The organism is Streptomyces iakyrus, assembly GCF_000717055.1.
Lineage (GTDB): Bacteria > Actinomycetota > Actinomycetes > Streptomycetales > Streptomycetaceae > Streptomyces > Streptomyces iakyrus.
In genome coordinates, this window is the sequence record NZ_JNXI01000024.1 from 87,719 (window position 1) to 103,131 (window position 15,413).

The 15,413-nt window shown below is 72.5% G+C and carries 15 protein-coding genes; 10 read left to right on the plus strand and 5 right to left on the minus strand.

Annotated features, from left to right (window positions below; translation table 11 throughout):
• Positions 1-16: 16 nt before the first annotated feature.
• The 3 genes from OO68_RS32635 to OO68_RS32645 all read left to right on the plus strand — a co-directional run bounded on the left by OO68_RS32635 (position 17) and on the right by OO68_RS32645 (position 1,767).
• Positions 17-559 (plus strand): sigma-70 family RNA polymerase sigma factor, encoded by a 543-nt coding sequence (locus tag OO68_RS32635; protein WP_033312815.1) that lies wholly within the window; start codon positions 17-19, stop codon positions 557-559.
• Positions 556-1,374, plus strand: a complete 819-nt coding sequence (locus OO68_RS32640; protein ID WP_033312816.1) for an anti-sigma factor — start codon at positions 556-558, stop codon at positions 1,372-1,374. The genes OO68_RS32635 and OO68_RS32640 overlap by 4 nt, the downstream gene beginning before the upstream one ends.
• A 126-nt stretch (positions 1,375-1,500) precedes the next feature.
• Positions 1,501-1,767, plus strand: a complete 267-nt coding sequence (locus OO68_RS32645) for a hypothetical protein (RefSeq protein WP_033312817.1) — start codon at positions 1,501-1,503, stop codon at positions 1,765-1,767.
• 177 nt (positions 1,768-1,944) lie between these two features.
• Here the strand turns inward: OO68_RS32645 and OO68_RS32650 are convergent, their stop codons facing one another.
• Positions 1,945-2,727: an ABC transporter permease gene (locus OO68_RS32650; protein ID WP_033312818.1), complete on the minus strand. Its 783-nt coding sequence runs from the start codon at positions 2,725-2,727 to the stop codon at positions 1,945-1,947.
• The gene (locus OO68_RS32655) at positions 2,724-3,689 is read right to left on the minus strand and encodes an ATP-binding cassette domain-containing protein (RefSeq protein ID WP_033312819.1); all 966 of its coding nucleotides are present in this window, start codon (positions 3,687-3,689) and stop codon (positions 2,724-2,726) included. Before OO68_RS32655 ends, OO68_RS32650 begins: the two co-directional genes overlap by 4 nt.
• Positions 3,690-3,752: 63 nt before the next feature.
• On the opposite strand from OO68_RS32655, the gene OO68_RS32660 reads away from it, so the two are divergent.
• On the plus strand, positions 3,753-4,469 hold the full coding sequence (locus OO68_RS32660; RefSeq protein WP_033312820.1) for a TetR/AcrR family transcriptional regulator: 717 nt from the start codon (positions 3,753-3,755) through the stop codon (positions 4,467-4,469).
• Here the strand turns inward: OO68_RS32660 and OO68_RS32665 are convergent.
• The 3 genes from OO68_RS32665 to hmgA are packed head-to-tail and all read right to left on the minus strand — an operon-like array spanning position 4,466 to position 7,786.
• Positions 4,466-5,620: a type ISP restriction/modification enzyme gene (locus OO68_RS32665; protein WP_033312821.1), complete on the minus strand. Its 1,155-nt coding sequence runs from the start codon at positions 5,618-5,620 to the stop codon at positions 4,466-4,468. The two genes, OO68_RS32660 and OO68_RS32665, sit on opposite strands and share 4 nt — an antisense overlap.
• 26 nt (positions 5,621-5,646) lie before the next feature.
• Positions 5,647-6,396, minus strand: a complete 750-nt coding sequence (locus tag OO68_RS32670) for a GntR family transcriptional regulator (protein WP_033312822.1) — start codon at positions 6,394-6,396, stop codon at positions 5,647-5,649.
• 43 nt (positions 6,397-6,439) lie between these two features.
• On the minus strand, positions 6,440-7,786 hold the full coding sequence (hmgA, locus tag OO68_RS32675) for a homogentisate 1,2-dioxygenase (RefSeq protein ID WP_051814888.1): 1,347 nt from the start codon (positions 7,784-7,786) through the stop codon (positions 6,440-6,442).
• 152 nt (positions 7,787-7,938) lie between these two features.
• On the opposite strand from hmgA, the gene OO68_RS32680 reads away from it, so the two are divergent.
• The 6 genes from OO68_RS32680 to OO68_RS32705 all read left to right on the plus strand — a co-directional run bounded on the left by OO68_RS32680 (position 7,939) and on the right by OO68_RS32705 (position 15,062).
• On the plus strand, positions 7,939-8,535 hold the full coding sequence (locus OO68_RS32680) for a hypothetical protein (protein ID WP_033312823.1): 597 nt from the start codon (positions 7,939-7,941) through the stop codon (positions 8,533-8,535).
• Positions 8,532-9,152: a TetR/AcrR family transcriptional regulator gene (locus OO68_RS32685; protein ID WP_033312824.1), complete on the plus strand. Its 621-nt coding sequence runs from the start codon at positions 8,532-8,534 to the stop codon at positions 9,150-9,152. Before OO68_RS32680 ends, OO68_RS32685 begins: the two co-directional genes overlap by 4 nt.
• Positions 9,153-9,245: 93 nt before the next feature.
• Entirely contained in the window at positions 9,246-11,513 is a 2,268-nt protein-coding gene (locus OO68_RS32690; protein ID WP_033312825.1) for a molybdopterin oxidoreductase family protein, read from the plus strand.
• Positions 11,514-11,648: 135 nt separating this feature from the next.
• Entirely contained in the window at positions 11,649-13,082 is a 1,434-nt protein-coding gene (locus OO68_RS32695) for a CitMHS family transporter (protein ID WP_033312826.1), read from the plus strand.
• A gap of 23 nt (positions 13,083-13,105) precedes the next feature.
• Positions 13,106-14,374 carry an MFS transporter gene (locus OO68_RS32700; RefSeq protein ID WP_033312834.1) on the plus strand — a complete coding sequence of 423 codons (1,269 nt, stop codon included), beginning with the start codon at positions 13,106-13,108 and terminating at the stop codon, positions 14,372-14,374.
• A 100-nt stretch (positions 14,375-14,474) separates the two neighbouring features.
• Positions 14,475-15,062, plus strand: a complete 588-nt coding sequence (locus tag OO68_RS32705; protein WP_033312835.1) for a hypothetical protein — start codon at positions 14,475-14,477, stop codon at positions 15,060-15,062.
• Positions 15,063-15,413 lie beyond the last annotated feature (351 nt).

The window sequence follows — 15,413 nt, forward strand, 5'->3', positions numbered from 1 at the left end:
CGGAAGGGGGGACCGAGTGGAGGCGGACGAGCTGCTGCTGCTCGTGGCAGGTGGGGACCAGAAGGCCTTCGAAGAGTTGTACGGACTCGTGTCCGGGCCGGTGTTCGGTCTCGTGCGGCGTGTGGTGCGCGACCCCGCCCAGTCGGAGGAGGTGGCTCAGGAGGTGCTGCTCGAACTGTGGCGTTCCGCGGCGAAGTTCGACCCGGGCCGGGGCAGCGCGATGTCGTGGATCCTGACCCTCGCCCACCGCCGCGCCGTCGACCGGGTCCGCAGCGCCCGGGCGGCCGGGGAGCGTGAGCAGCGCGAGGCGCTCCGCGCGAACCAGCCCGCCTTCGACCAGGTCACCGAGGAGGTCGAGGCAGGGCTGGAGCGCGAGTGGGTGCGCCGCTGCCTGGACCGGCTCACCGTCCTGCAGCGCCAGTCGGTCACCCTCGCCTACTACGAGGGCTACACGTACCGTGAGGTGGCCGAGCAGCTCTCCTTGCCGCTGGGCACCGTCAAGACCCGGATGCGGGACGGGCTGACCCGTATGCGCGAGTGCCTGGGAGGTGTGGCATGAGCCTCTTCCGCCGCGAGGATCCGCACTCGCTCGCCGCGCCCTACGCGCTCGACGCCTTGGAGCCCCCGGAGCGCGTCCGCTTCGAGAAGCACCTCAGGGACTGCGACCGCTGTGCCGCCGAGGTGCGCGAGCTGACCGAGGACGCGGTCCGGCTCGCCTGGTCCACGGCGGCCCCGCCCCCGGCCGCCCTGCGCGACCGGGTCATGCTCGCCGTACGGACGACTCCGCAGGACCCGGCACCCCAGGCCGCCCCGCCCGCGCCGGCCCGGGCGCGCGCCTCGCAGCTGCCGCCGCACGTGTGGGGCGCGCAGCCGCCGCCGCGGCAGCGGCAGCGGCGCCGGATCCCGCTGTTCGTGCCCTTCGCGACGGCCACCGCCGCCGCGGCCCTCGTCGTCGCGTCGCTCTTCGCCGTGCAGGCGAACCGGGCCCAGGACCGGCTGACCGCCGAGCAAGATCGATCACGTGAGATCGCCCACGTTCTGGCGGCTCCGGACGCCCGTGCGGGCAGTGGCCGGGACGGGCGGGGCCGCACCATCGGAGTGATCGCTTCCGCCACGGAGGGGAGTGCGGTGGTCACCCTCGGCGGATACGGCGCCCCGACAGGCGGCCGCGTGCACCAGCTGTGGCTCATGCGCCCGGGCGCGCAACCACGCTCCCTCGGCCTCTTCGAGGACGACACGCCCCTGGTCGCAACGGGTTTGGGCACCTCCGCGACGTCACTGGCCGTGACCGTCGAGCCCGCCGGGGGATCGCCACAGCCCACTACCCAGCCGATAGTCCAACTCGCCCTGAAATCTGTTGGATTCGGAGAGTAATCGGAGATACATCGTCAACCCCCTTATGGGGAAGGTGAATCCTGTGACCGCGATACACGCGTGCCCGGCCGGGGAGATAGGGTTAACCTGCCCGGGCCGGGTGGACTCGTACGGGTGGGGAGTGACATGGAACAGATAACAGTGCGCAGCAGGGCCAGGGTCCCTGCGATCACCTGCGGGAGCAGCGCGACCAGTTCGCGCCTCGACCGCCACCTTTCGGTGCTGGGCGGCCCCGCCGTCCCTCAGCGGGAGACGGTCGAGGCGACCTCGCTCATGCGGGAACTGACCGCGCGTCAGCCGCACGACCGCAGTGGCAGGGGCGCGCGCGTGCGTCGCGTCTCGCTCTTCGCGCCGCTGCGCCGGCTGCGCCGCTCGCTCTTCGGCAGCAGGTAGGGTCCCGCGCTCGGGCGGTCACACCACCCCTGGCGCAACGCTGCGACACTCGTCGTCCGTCATCCCCGCGGCTCGCAGCGACGCCAGGTGTGTTCCCGAGCGCGGCACGGCCCCTGTCGGTGTCTCATCCCCGCCCGGCAGCGACCGGGGGCCACGTCCGCGGTTCCGGCCGCACGTTCACCGCTCCCCGCGCGCGTACTGGCGCACGGCCAGCGGCACGAACACCCCGAGCAGCACGGCGCACCACAGGAGCGACCCCGCGACGGGGTGGGCCACCGGCCAGGCCGCACCCTCGGGCACCGGCGCGTTGCCGAAGAGGTCCCGCAGGGCCGTCGCCACCGCGCTGATCGGATTCCACTCGGCGAGCGTCCGCAGCCAGCCCGGCAGCCCGCTCGTCGGGATGTACGCGCTGGACAGCAGCGGCAGCAGGAACGTCGCCCCGCCCAGCTGGCCGGCCGCCTCCTCGTCGCGGGTGAGCAGGCCGAGGTAGATCCCGGCCCAGGTGCACGCGAAGCGGAACAGCATCAGCAGCCCGAACGCCCCCGCCGCTTCGGACGGGCTTCCCTCGACCCGCCAGCCGACCGCCAGCCCCACCAGCAGGAACGGCACCGTCCCGGCGGCCGTGGCCAACAAATCCGCAGCGGCCTGCCCCAGCGGTACGGCCGCCCGGCTCACCGGCAGCGTACGGAAACGGTTCGTCACGCCCCGGTGCGTGTCCTGGGCCGCCTGGAACATGCCGGCCATGATCCCGCCTGAGGCGGTCGCCACCAGCAGGCCCGGCACGAGGAACGCCCGGTACGCCTCGCCCGGAACCGCCAGCGCGCTGCCGAAGACGTAGCCGAAGAACAGCAGCATGCTGATCGGCATCGTCTGGGTGAGGATCAGCAGCCCCGGGTTGTTGCGCAGCCGCAGCAGCTGGCGGCCCAGCATCGCGGTTCCGTCGTACGCCAGCATGCTCATGCGGCACGCTCCTTCTCGTCGGTGGTCTCGGGCGCGGTCTCCGTCAGGCGCAGGAACACGTCGTCGAGGGTCGGCGGGCGCAGGCTCACGTCGAGCAGCGGCACACCCGCCGTGTCCAGGGCGCGCACCAGCAGCGGGATGGTGAGGGTCGGGTCCTTGCTCACCGCGCCGACGGCGTTGCGCTCGCGGTCGAACGACGGCTGCGCGCCCGTCAGCCGGTCCAGCACGGCCGCCGCCCCGGCGAGGAGGTCCGCGTCCGGCACCACGACCTCGGCGTGTGCCCCGACGAGCGACTTGAGCTGGGCGGGAGATCCGGTGTGGGTGACCCGGCCGCGGTCCACCAGGGCGATGTCGTGGGCCAGTTGGTCGGCCTCCTCCAGGTACTGCGTGGTGAGCAGCACGGTCGTGCCCTCGGCGGTCAGGCCGCGCACCACGTCCCGGATGAGGGTGCGGCTGACCGGGTCGAGGCCGGTCGTCGGCTCGTCCAGGAACAGCACCTCGGGGCGGCGGACCAGACTCGCCGCGAGGTCCAGGCGGCGCCGCATGCCACCGGAGTAGGTGGACGCGGGGCGGTCGGCGGCCTCGGTCAGGCCGAAGCGGTCGAGGAGTTCCGCGGTCCGGCCTGCCGGACCGCGCACCCGGTGCAGCCGGCCGAACAGCAGGAGGTTCTGGCGCCCGGTGAGGTCTCCGTCGACCGAGGTGGCCTGCCCGGTGACGGAGATCCGGCCGCGGACGGCGGCGGCCTCGCGGACGAGGTCGTGCCCCGCGACCCGGGCGGAGCCGGCGTCCGGCCGCAGCAGCGTGGTCAACAGCCCGACGGCCGTCGTCTTCCCCGCCCCGTTCGGCCCGAGGACCCCGCAGACCGTCCCCTCGGCGACCGCGACGTCCAGCCCGCGCAGGGCGTGGACCTGCCCGAACCGCTTCTCCAGACCTTCACTAAGTACGGCGTACGTAGAAGTCATGGCTTGACCATAGCGCACTACGTACGTTGTACGTAACTACGATGGTGGCCGAGGTGATGATCGATGGCGGACCGAGCGGCCGTACCCGAAGTGATCTGGGCGCGCCCCGAACGCACCGGCCGTGGGCCGAAACCGGCGTTCACCCGCGCCGACATCGCGGCGGCGGCAGTGCGGATCGCCGACGCGTCGGGGCTGGACGGGGTCACCATGCGGCAGGTCGCGGCGGAGCTGGGCTGCGGCACGATGTCGCTGTACAACTACGTCCCCCGCAAGGAGGACCTCTACGAGCTGATGATCGACGCCATCGGCGCCGAGCACGAGATGTTCGAACCCTCGGGCGACTGGCGCGCCGACATGCTCCGCAACGCGGAGGAGACGCGCGCCATCATGTACCGCCACACCTGGGTGCCGCGCCTCATGCCGGGGGTGTTCGGCTTCAGCCCCAACACCCTGCGCTACCTGGAGCACTGCCTGGCCTGCCTCGAACCGCTCGATGTCCCGGCCGGCACGAAGACGGAGCTGATCGCGCTGCTCAACGGGGTGGTGACGACGTACACGGGCAACGAGATCGCGACCGCCGAACGCACCCGTGCGATGCCGTGGTCGGCGGAGGAGGAGAACGCGGTCCGCATGGCCTATCTGGGCAGCCAGATCGCCACCGGCGCGTATCCGCGGCTGACCGCGTCCTTCACGGAGCAGAGCGGACCCGTCGACCTGGAGGCGGTGTTCAGACGGGCCCTCGAACGCATCCTGGACGCCTTCGACCCCGACCTCCGCTAGAGCAGCGCCAGTTGACCCTCCGGGCCCTCCTCGGGGCCCTCCAGTACGGACGCGGGCCGGCGGGCCGTGCCCGGCACGGGGAGGACGCCCGCCGTGCGCAGCTCCGCCGCCGTGACCGGGTCGGGGAGTGCCGGCTCCTCCAGGGGTTTCAGTTCGGCGAGGAGCGCGAGGACGGTGATCAGCTCCAGCAGCTCCGACGTCCAGGTCTGCGGCCAGGTCACGGGGCGGATCGCCGCCAGCGTGCCGGGCTCGGCGACGGCGACGCGGGCCGCGAACCACTGCTCCAGGACGCGCACTCCGCCCGCCTCGAAGTCCCAGGCCTCCGGCGGCACCGGGGAGATGCGGCCCTCGTCCAGGAACAGGGCCTCCTCGCCCCGGTCGTAGTGCAGCGTCACGGGCCGGGAGGGCAGCGGGGCGCGGACGTAGGGGCGGCGGCCGCCGGGGAGCTTCGGGCGTTCGCCGTCGCGGCGCATCAGCCACAGCATCCGGTGGCCCAGCTCCAGGCCCCGCTCCCACGCGTCGGCGTCCCCCGTGAGCGGCACGGTGAGGTCAGGGCGGGCCGTGGCCGTGATCCAGGCCAGTACGTCCAGCGGTGCCGGAGTGCCGCCCAGGCGGGTGCCGAGGTGCTCTGGCAGGCCGGGGGCCAGGTTCGGCTCGTGGCCACCCGGGCGGCGGAACAGCGGGCGGATCCGGCCGGCGCGCAGCAGCGGGAGCAGTGAGGTGACGAGCAGGGGCGGGGTGGCCTCGGGCGTCTCCACCACGAAGGCCTGCCGTTCGTCCGCCACCCGCCACAGCTCCGGGCGGGCCGCGTCGATCAGCCGCTGGTCGGGGATCAGCCACTGCTCGTCGTAGGGCGCGAGCAGGACGCGTTCCGGCTCCGGGCAGGGCCCGGAGGCGCGCACCAGCTTCTCCGTGCCGCTGCCGGTCCGGCCGGGCAGCTGTCCGACCGCCGTGTGCAGCGTGCGCGAGCGGGTCGGTTCGAACAGGGCCCCGCGGTCGGGCCCCTCGGCCTTCACCAAGGCGTCCCAGCGGGCCTTCAGGGACGCCGCGTCGGGCGCCGCCGGCCAGCCCCGGCCGAGCCGCGGCGGTGCGACGGACCACGGCATGAGGTCCGCCAGCAGCGGAGCGTCGTCGTGCGTCACGCTGGGCATCGTACGACCTGGCGACGGCACGCGGGTCAGGTGGCTTCCAGGGTCACCGTGAAGGAGAAGCGGTCGCCCCGGTAGTGGATGACCGCCGCGTCGAGGACCCGGCCCGCGGCGTCGTAGGTCACGCCCGTGTAGTGCAGAATCGGGCTCAGCAGGGGGACTTGGAGCAGTTTCGAGGTCTCCGGGTCGGCCAGCCGCGCCTCCACCGTGTCCGTGATGCGGCTGATGTCCGCCCCCACGACGTCCCGCAGCACCTTGGTCATGGGCCACCGGACGAGGTCGTCCAGATCGATGCGCGCGGCCAGTTCGGGCCGCACGTAGTTGCGGGCGTGATTCGTCGGCTCACCGGTCTTCTCGTCGCTCCGCAGCCGGTGGTACGTCGCGACCTCCCGCACGTCCGGGAAGAACTCGGCGAGTTCCGTCGGCACGGGCGCGCTGCCGTGGTCCAGCAGTTCGGTCGTCATGCCGGACTGCTGGGCCACGATCGCGTCCACCGAGCCGAGCAGCCGGACCGGGGAGCCCCTGCGCGCATGCGGTTCGATGAACGTGCCCCGCCGCCGGTGGCGCGTGATCAGCCCCTCGTCCTCCAGCTCCTTCAGCGCCTGCCGCATCGTCAGCACGCTCACTCCGTAGTGCCCCGCCAGCTGCTCCTCTGTGGGCAGCCGCAGCGGGTCCTGGGGCGAGCGGCCGAGGATCGAGGCGCGCAGCGACTGCGAGACCTGGTACCAGAGCGGCAGCTTGCGGTTCAGGACGATGGAGTCCGGGGCGAAGGAGGTCACGGGCCATCCGTACCGGTAGGAAATGATCAGTGCAAGGGGCCCGCTAGGGGCGGAAGTGCCGCTGAAGGCCCTGCCACACGTCGTCGTAGCGCTGCTGGAGGTGCTCGGCCCTGGCCGCGTGCGGGGTGAGGGTCACCGGCCAGCGCGTCTCGAACATGAAGGCCAGGCCGTCGTCGATCTTCTGCGGTTTCAGCTCGGCGGCGCTCGCCCGGTCGAACGTCTCCCGGTCGGGACCGTGCGCCGACATCATGTTGTGCAGCGAGCCGCCGCCCGGCACGAAGCCCTCCGCCTTCGCGTCGTACGCGCCCTCGATCAGGCCCATGTACTCGCTCATCACGTTCCGGTGGAAGTACGGGGGCCGGAAGGTGTCCTCGCCGACCAGCCAGCGCGGCGCGAACACCACGAAGTCGACACCCGCCAGGCCCGGGGTGTCCGACGGGGAGGTCAGCACCGTGAAGATCGACGGGTCCGGATGGTCGTAGGTGATGGTGCCGAGCACATTGAAACGGCGCAGGTCGTAGACGTACGGCACATGGTTGCCATGCCAGGCCACCACGTCGAGGGGGGAGTGGTCGTAGGTGGCCGTCCACAGGTTGCCGCAGAACTTGTTCACCACCTCGACCGGTCCCTCGACGTCCTCGTACGCGGCGACCGGGGCGCGGAAGTCCCGGGGATTGGCGAGCCCGTTGGCGCCGATCGGGCCCAGGTCGGGGAGGCGGAAGGGCGCGCCGTAGTTCTCGCACACATAGCCGCGGGCGGAGCCATCCAGCAGCTCCACACGGAAGCGGACACCACGCGGGATCAGGGCCACATGTCCCGGCTCCACATGCAGCAGACCGAACTCCGTGCGCAGCAGCAGCCCGCCGCGCTCCGGGACGATCAGCAGCTCGCCGTCGGCGTCGCTGAACACCCGGTCCATCGAGGCGTTGGCCGCGTAGAGGTGGATGGCGATACCGGTGCGCTGGGTGGCGTCGCCGTTGCCGCCCAGGGTCCACAGGCCCGCCAGGAAGTCCGTCTCCGGCGCCGGGTCGGGCAGCGGGTTCCAGCGCAGGCGGTTGGGGTCGGGCACGGTCTGGTTGAAGGGGGCGGTGCGGACCGGGCCGTTCTGGGTCCGGGTGAACGCCGGGTGCGCGGCGGACGGGCGGATCCGGTACAGCCACGAACGGCGGTTGTGCGCCCGCGGCTCGGTGAACGCCGAACCGCTCAGCTGCTCCGCGTACAGCCCGAGCGGGGCGCGCTGGGGCGAGTTGCGGCCCTCGGGCAGTGCGCCCGGGACGGCCTCCGAGCTGTGCTCGTTGCCGAAGCCGGAGAGGTAGGTCAGCCCTTCGGCGGTCTTCCGCGCTTCCCCGCGCTCGAACCCGCTCGCGCGGGGGGTACCCCCATCGCCCATGATCGCTGCTCCCTTGCCGTTGATTCCTATGCAGTACCGTAGGATTGCGATTTCCCCAACGCAAGAGGGGCGCGCGCCTCCTCTCGAGGGATGACCTGAACCCGACTTGAGAATGATCCGCCGGGCCGCACGTGTGTTCTACGCTCGCGGACATGTCGTGGACACGGAAACCTCTGGCCGCGCTCGCGGTCTGTGTCCTCCTTCTGGCCGGATCCGCGGGCTGTGGCACCGATGACGCCCCGGAGGGCGGTGCGTCGCCCGCCCCGGTGGGCAAGATCCTGGAGGAGCGGGACCCGGAGGGGCGGCCCCTTCGTGAGGTCGGACAGGAGGACGCCCCCGGTGTCGGCATCGAGGTGCAGCCCGACGGGGCCGGCGGCTGGGACGTACGGCTGACCGTGCGCAACTTCCGCTTCTCGCCGGCCGGCGCGGCAGCCCGCGCGGTGGCAGGGCGGGGGCTCGCGCGCCTCTACGTCGACGGCCGACCCGTCGCCCGGCTCCGTGCCCCCGCCCACCGGCTCGACGCCCGCCTCGTCCCGCGCGGCACGCACCGCGTCACAGCCCGCCTCTACGCCGACGACGGAACCGTGTGGGCCGTGGACGGCAAGCCCGTGGAGAGCACCGCCGACGTCACCGCCTCGGAGCCGGGACCGGGGATGACGCCGGACGCGTCCTCCCGGCGCAAGGCCCGCACGCGGGGCGCGGACAGCGGGGGGCGAGGTTCACCGGACCGCGCCCGAGGGGCATCATGAAACCCGTGCCCCATGCGACATCGCTCCGTCGTGCGCCCGTGCAGCGGCGCAGTGCCGAACGCCTGACCAGGATCCTCGACGCCTGCGCCGACCTCCTCGACGAGGTCGGCTACGACGCCCTGAGCACCCGTGCCGTCGCCCAGCGGGCCGCGGTCCCCATCGGCTCCGTCTACCGCTTCTTCGGCAACAAGCGCCAGATGGCCGACGCGCTGGCGCAGCGCAACCTGGAGCGGTACTCCGAGCGCGTCACCCAGCGCCTGCGGCAGGCCGGCGAGGACGGGGGCTGGCGCACGGCCATGGACGCCGTGCTCGACGAGTACCTGGAGATGAAGCGCACCGCGCCCGGCTTCTCGCTCGTCGACTTCGGCAACCAGATCCCGGTCGGCGCCCGCCACACCGAACCCAACCACCGCGTCGCCGACCGCCTCACCGAACTCCTCTCCGGCTACCTCGACCGCGAACCGGACGAGGACCTGCGCCGGGTCTTCCTCGTCGCCGTCGAGACCGCCGACACCCTCGTGCACCTGGCCTTCCGGGTCGCACCGGAGGGGGACGAGCGGATCATCGAGGAGGCCAGGGAGATGCTGCGCGCCTATCTGGCCCGCGCCCTCGACTGACCTACGTCCCGCCAGGCCCTCCCCGAGATGCATACCGGTCGGTATGCTCGGGCGGGTCAGCGCGTCACCGTAGCCGCCGCCCCAGGAGGACCCGTGTCCCGCACCGCCCTGCGTATCTGCCCCCTGTGCGAGGCCACCTGCGGCCTGACCCTCACCATCGAGGGCACGCGCGTCACCCACGCCCGCGGAGACCGCGACGACGTCTTCAGCCGGGGATTCATCTGCCCCAAGGGCGCCTCCTTCGGAGCGGTCGACTCCGACCCCGACCGGCTGCGCACGCCGCTCGTGCGGCGGGACGGCGAGCTGCGCGAGGCAACCTGGGAGGAGGCCTTCGACGCGGTCGCCGCCGGCATCCGGCCCGTCGTGGAGCGCCACGGCCCGAACTCCGTCGGAGTCGTCCTCGGCAACCCCAACGTGCACACCATGGCCGGTGCCCTCTACCCGCCCGTCCTGCTTGCCGGACTCGGCACCCGCAGCGTCTTCACCGCCTCCACGGTCGACCAGATGCCCAAGCACGTCTCCAGCGGCCTGCTCTTCGGCGACGCGAACGCCATCCCCGTGCCCGACCTCGACCGCACCGGCCATCTGCTCCTGATCGGCGCCAACCCGCTGGAGTCCAACGGCAGTCTGTGCACCGCCCCCGACTTCCCGGGCAAGCTGAAGGCGCTCAAGGCCCGGGGCGGCACCCTCGTCGTGATCGACCCCCGCCGCACCCGCACCGCGAAGCTCGCCGACCGGCACATCGCCGTCCGGCCCGGCACCGACGCGCTGCTGCTGGCCGCGATGACACAGGTGCTCTTCGAGGAGGGGCTGACGGAGCCGGCCCCGCATGTCCAGGGCGTCGAGGAACTGGCTGCCGCCATCCGGGAGTTCACCCCCGAAGCGGTCGCGGAGGCCTGTGACGTCGAGGCCGGCGAGATCCGCGCTCTCGCCCGCGACCTGGCCGCCGCCCCGGCCGCCGCCGTCTACGGCCGTATCGGCAGCTGCACCGTCCCGCACGGCACCCTGGCCAGCTGGCTCGTCGACGTCCTCAACATCCTCACCGGCAACCTCGACCGGCCCGGCGGCGCGCTCTTCCCGCAGGCCGCCACCGACAAGACCCCGCGCCCCGCCGGACCGGGCCGCGGCTTCGCCCTCGGGCGCTGGCACTCCCGGGTGAGCCGGCACCCCGAGGCGAAGGGCGAACTGCCCCTGTCCGCCCTCGCGGAGGAGATCGACACCGCCACCGAGGAGGGCGAGCCGGTCCGCGCCCTGATCGCCGTCGCCGCCAACCCCGTGCTGTCCGCCCCCGACGGCGACCGGCTCGACAAGGCGCTCGACTCGCTCGACTTCATGGTCAGCGTCGACCCCTACCTCAACGAGACCTCGCGCCACGCCGACGTCGTCCTGCCCCCGCCCCCGCCCTCCCAGAGCCCGCACCACGACTTCGCCTTCAACACCCTCGCCGTCCGCAACCAGGTCCGCTACACCCGCCCGGCCGTCCCGCTGGAGCCGGGCCGCATGGCGGAGACGGAGATCCTGGCGCGGCTGATCCTGGCCGTCACCGGCATGCACGGGGCCGATCCGGCAGCCGTCGACCAGATGGTCATCGACCAGACCCTCGGCAAGGCGGTCACCGAGCCGCACTCGCCCGTCCACGGCCGTGATCCGCGCGAACTCGCCGCCCGGCTCAGCGGCGACACCGGCCCCGAGCGACGGCTCGACATGATGCTGCGCCTCGGCCCCTACGGCGACGGCTTCGGCGTACGACCGGACGGCCTCTGCCTGGACAAGCTGCTCGCCCACCCCCACGGCATCGACCTCGGGCCGCTGGAGCCCCGCCTGCCGCAGCCCCTGAAGACCCGCAGCGGCCGGGTGGAGCTGCTGCCCGGCCCGATCGCCGACGACCTGCCCCGCCTGCGCGCCGCCCTGGCCGAACGCCCCGAGGGGCTCGTCCTGGTCGGCCGCCGCCACCTGCGGTCCAACAACAGCTGGATGCACAACGTGCCCGCCCTCACCGGCGGCTCCAACCGCTGCACCCTGCACATCCATCCCGAGGACGCCGAACGGCTGGGCGTCGAGGACGGGGCCGCCGTGCGTGTGAAGGGCGCCGGGGGAGAGGTCACCGCGCCCGCGGAGGTCACCGACACGATCCGCCGGGGCGTGGTGAGCCTGCCGCACGGCTGGGGCCACAACCGCCCGGGCACCCGCCTCAGCCACGCCTCCACGGACCCCGGCGTCAACGTCAACCAGCTCCTCGACGGCCGTCTGCTCGACCCGCTGTCGGGCAACGCGGTCCTCAACGGAGTGCCGGTCGAGGTGGCCCCCGAGGCGGGCCCGGAAGCGTCCGCCGTGACCGAAAAGCTCACCGCCCTGACCTGAGCAAAGCTGTGACCAGCAGTTTTGCGCTTATTGCTCGCACGTCAACGTCTTGTTAACGCTGCTTGAACGCACCTAACGTCTCGGACACCGCCGGCCCTGGTGGGATGTTCAAGGGCGAACGTTAGGTATCAACTCATGCTGACCATCCTCGGCTTCGCCATGATCGCGACCTTCCTGGTCCTGATCATGATGAAGAAGATGTCGCCGATCGCGGCGCTCGTGCTGATTCCCGCGCTGTTCTGCGTGTTCGTCGGCAAGGGCGCCAAGCTCGGCGACTACGTCCTCGACGGCGTGACCGACCTCGCCCCCACCGCGGCGATGCTCATGTTCGCGATCGTCTACTTCGGCGTGATGATCGATGTCGGTCTCTTCGACCCGATCGTCCGCGGCATTCTCAAATTCTGCAAAGCCGACCCGATGCGGATCGTGGTGGGCACCGCCGTGCTCGCCGCGATCGTGTCGCTCGACGGCGACGGCTCGACGACCTTCATGATCACCGTCTCGGCGATGTACCCGCTGTACAAGCGCCTGAAGATGAGCCTGGTCGTGATGACCGGTGTCGCCGCCATGGCCAACGGCGTGATGAACACCCTGCCGTGGGGCGGCCCGACCGCCCGCGCCGCGACCGCGCTGAAGCTCGACGCCAGCGACATCTTCGTCCCGATGATCCCGGCGCTCCTGGTCGGCCTGGCCTTCGTCTTCGTCCTCTCCTACGTGCTTGGTGTGCGCGAGCGCCGGCGGCTGGGCGTGCTGACCCTGGACGACGTGCTGGAGGAGGAGAAGGAGACCGAGACGGTCCTCGTCGGCTCCGGCGGCACCGGCGACGGCAAGGTCTCGATACGCAAGGGCGGCACGGCCGCAGCAGGCTCCGGCACGGACGCCCCCACGAGCGCCACGGGCACCGCCGCCTCCGGTGACGACGACGGTTTCCAGGGCCTCGACCCGAACCGGCCCACCCTGCGCCCCAAGCTCTACTGGTTCAACGCGCTCCTCACGGTCGGCCTGCTCACCGCCATGATCATGGAATGGCTGCCGATCCCGGTGCTGTTCCTGATCGGTGCCGCGCTCGTCCTCTCCGTGAACTTCCCGCACATCCCCGACCAGAAGGCCCGGCTGGCCGCCCACGCCGACAACGTCCTGAACGTCTCCGGCATGGTCTTCGCCGCCGCCGTCTTCACCGGCGTCCTCCAGGGCACCGGCATGGTCGACCACATGGCCAAGTGGATGGTGGACGTCATCCCCGCCAGCATGGGCCCGCACATGGCCCTCGTCACCGGCATCCTGAGCCTGCCGCTCACCTACTTCATGTCGAACGACGGCTTCTACTTCGGCGTCCTGCCCGTCCTCGCCGAGGCGGGAGCCGCCCACGGGGTCACCCCGCTGGAGATGGCCCGCGCCTCCCTGGTCGGCCAGCCGCTGCACATGTCCAGCCCGCTCGTCCCGGCCGTCTACGTCCTGGTCGGCATGGCCAAGGTGGAGTTCGGCGACCACACCAGGTTCGTCGTGAAGTGGGCCGCCCTCACCTGCCTGGTCATCCTCGGCGCGGGCATGCTGTTCGGGATCATCTGAACCACTCCATGGAGGACGTCATCGTGAGGCCCGGTGGGAACCGCGGCTGGCTGCTCCGCCTCGTCATCGCCTTCGGCTTCGCGCAGGGGGCGGTGTCGATGGCCCGGCCCGCCGTCTCCTACCGGGCCCTCGCGCTGGGTGCGGACGAGCGCGCGATCGGCGTGATCGCGGGTGTGTACGCCCTGCTGCCCCTCTTCGCCGCCGTCCCCCTCGGCCGCCGCACCGACCACGGCCGCTGCGCACCCCTGCTGCCGGCCGGCGTGGTCCTCATATCCGGCGGCTGCGCCCTCAGCGGGGTCGCCGGTTCCCTGTGGACGATGGCCCTGTGGAGCGGGGTGATGGGCCTCGGGCACCTGTGCTTCGTCATCGGCGCCCAGTCCCTCGTCGCCCGCCAGTCCGCGCCCCAGGAACAGGACCGCAACTTCGGCCACTTCACGATCGGCGCCGCCCTCGGCCAACTGGTCGGCCCCATCGCCGCGGGCGCGCTGATCGGCGGCGAGGACATGGCAGGGAGCAGCGCGCTCGCCCTGATCGTGGCGGGCGCCACGGCGGCGGTGGCGTTCACCTCGCTGTGGCGCATCGAGGATCGCCGTACGGCGGCCACGTCCGGCGCGGAGAAGGGCGACCGGGTCCCGGTCCGGGGCATCCTGCGCACCCGTGGGGTGCCGGCGGGCATCTTCATCAGCCTCGCCGTGCTGTCCGCGACCGACATCCTGACCGCCTATCTCCCGGTGGTCGGCGAGCACCGGGGCATCGCGCCGTCCGTGATCGGCGTCCTGCTCAGCCTGCGCGCGGCGGCCACGATCGCCTGCCGCCTGGTGCTGACGCCCCTGCTGCGGCTGCTGGGGCGGACTCTGCTGCTGACGGTCACCTGTCTGCTGGCGGCCCTGCTCTGCGCGGGCATCGCCCTGCCGGTGCCGGTGTGGGCGCTCGGACTGTTGCTGCTCGCGCTGGGCTTCTGCCTCGGGGTCGGCCAGCCGCTGTCCATGACGACGGTCGTCCAGGCCGCTCCCGACGACGCCCGTTCCACGGCCCTGGCCCTGCGCCTGACCGGCAACCGGCTCGGCCAGGTCGCCGCGCCCGCCGCGGCCGGGCTGATCGCCGGGGTCGCGGGGGTGGCGGCGCCGTTCGTGATGCTGGGGGTGCTGTTGCTGCTGTCGTCGGGGGTCGCCGTACGGTCACGACGGGGGCCGGGGGAGCCGGAGCCGCTGGCGGAGGCTGAGGGTGAGGTCCGCGGTGCGCGGAGGGGCTTCCGGTGCCGGGTGCCGCTGCGCCGGAAGAGCGATATCTGACGCGTCGTAGGGCGGTGCTGCGCCCTCTTCGGCGCTGAGGTGACAGAAAGTCAGGTGACGAGGTGTTTGTATGTAAATCATCTGACTTGGAGGCATGTTCATGCCCGTCGTACCCCTCGCGCGTCGTGCCGGCACCCGCACCGCCGTCATCGCCGCCCTCACCCTCGCAGGGACCGCCCTGAGCGGGGTGTCCGCCGTCGCCGCCCCCGTCCCGGGGGACAACGGAGACGTCAAGATCCACGCCAGCACGACGGCCGCGGTCAATCAGCGCAACGACCCGAAGGTCTGCGACTTCTACCTCGCCGCGTTCAACTTCGACGCGGGTGAGCAGATCAACTGGACCATCCAGACCCAGCCCGAGGTCCCGGGCGGCGCCACGCGCACGGGCAGCTTCGTCGCCGACCCGACCGGCATGGGCCGTACCGAGGCCGTCGACCTGCCCAACGGGCAGTACAAGCTGACATGGCTCACCGACCAGGCCCACGGCGCCGGCAAGTTCAAGGTGTTCAAGGTCGACTGCCCGACCTCCAAGCCGACGACGCCGGTCGGCGGCCCGCCGGCGGGCGGTGGCGGCATCGCCCGCGGTGAGGCCTTCACGCCGGTCACCGGCGCGGCCGCGGTCGGCCTGGCCGCCGTGGCCGGGACGGTCTGGTTCCGGCTCCGCCGCCGCCCCGATGGCGCCGCGTAAGCCACGTTCCGCGGATCGCTCCGCCCCGCTGGGGCGGGGCGGGGACGCGCTCGGGTCCGACGCCGGGCCGGTGCGGCGACGTGCAAGCGGCGCCCGGCCCGGCACCGCCCCGGCGGTTCGGCGAGCGCAGGACTCCGATTCCGTCGGTGGGGCGTCGGGGTGGAGCGGGAGTGGTTCTGGTTCCACTCGTGTGGCGTCGGGGCGGCGTGGGGGCGGGGCGGCTTCGGGGGCGTGGCGGGGTGGTGTCGCCGGTTCGCGGTCCCGGTCGGGTTCGGGGTCTGCCCGGGCTCCTGTGGGGCAGGGTGGGGGTGGTGCCAGTTCCGCCCGGGTGTCGTCGGGGCGGCGTGGGGG

Coding starts and splice junctions, on each gene's coding strand:
- OO68_RS32640 (WP_033312816.1), top strand. CDS start 556: ATGAGCCTCTTCCGCCGCGAGGATCCGCACTCGCTCGCCGCGCCCTAC.
- OO68_RS32645 (WP_033312817.1), top strand. CDS start 1,501: ATGGAACAGATAACAGTGCGCAGCAGGGCCAGGGTCCCTGCGATCACC.
- OO68_RS32650 (WP_033312818.1), bottom strand. CDS start 2,727: ATGAGCATGCTGGCGTACGACGGAACCGCGATGCTGGGCCGCCAGCTG.
- OO68_RS32655 (WP_033312819.1), bottom strand. CDS start 3,689: ATGACTTCTACGTACGCCGTACTTAGTGAAGGTCTGGAGAAGCGGTTC.
- OO68_RS32660 (WP_033312820.1), top strand. CDS start 3,753: ATGGCGGACCGAGCGGCCGTACCCGAAGTGATCTGGGCGCGCCCCGAA.
- OO68_RS32665 (WP_033312821.1), bottom strand. CDS start 5,620: ATGCCCAGCGTGACGCACGACGACGCTCCGCTGCTGGCGGACCTCATG.
- hmgA (WP_051814888.1), bottom strand. CDS start 7,786: ATGGGCGATGGGGGTACCCCCCGCGCGAGCGGGTTCGAGCGCGGGGAA.
- OO68_RS32680 (WP_033312823.1), top strand. CDS start 7,939: ATGTCGTGGACACGGAAACCTCTGGCCGCGCTCGCGGTCTGTGTCCTC.
- OO68_RS32685 (WP_033312824.1), top strand. CDS start 8,532: ATGAAACCCGTGCCCCATGCGACATCGCTCCGTCGTGCGCCCGTGCAG.
- OO68_RS32695 (WP_033312826.1), top strand. CDS start 11,649: ATGCTGACCATCCTCGGCTTCGCCATGATCGCGACCTTCCTGGTCCTG.
- OO68_RS32705 (WP_033312835.1), top strand. CDS start 14,475: ATGCCCGTCGTACCCCTCGCGCGTCGTGCCGGCACCCGCACCGCCGTC.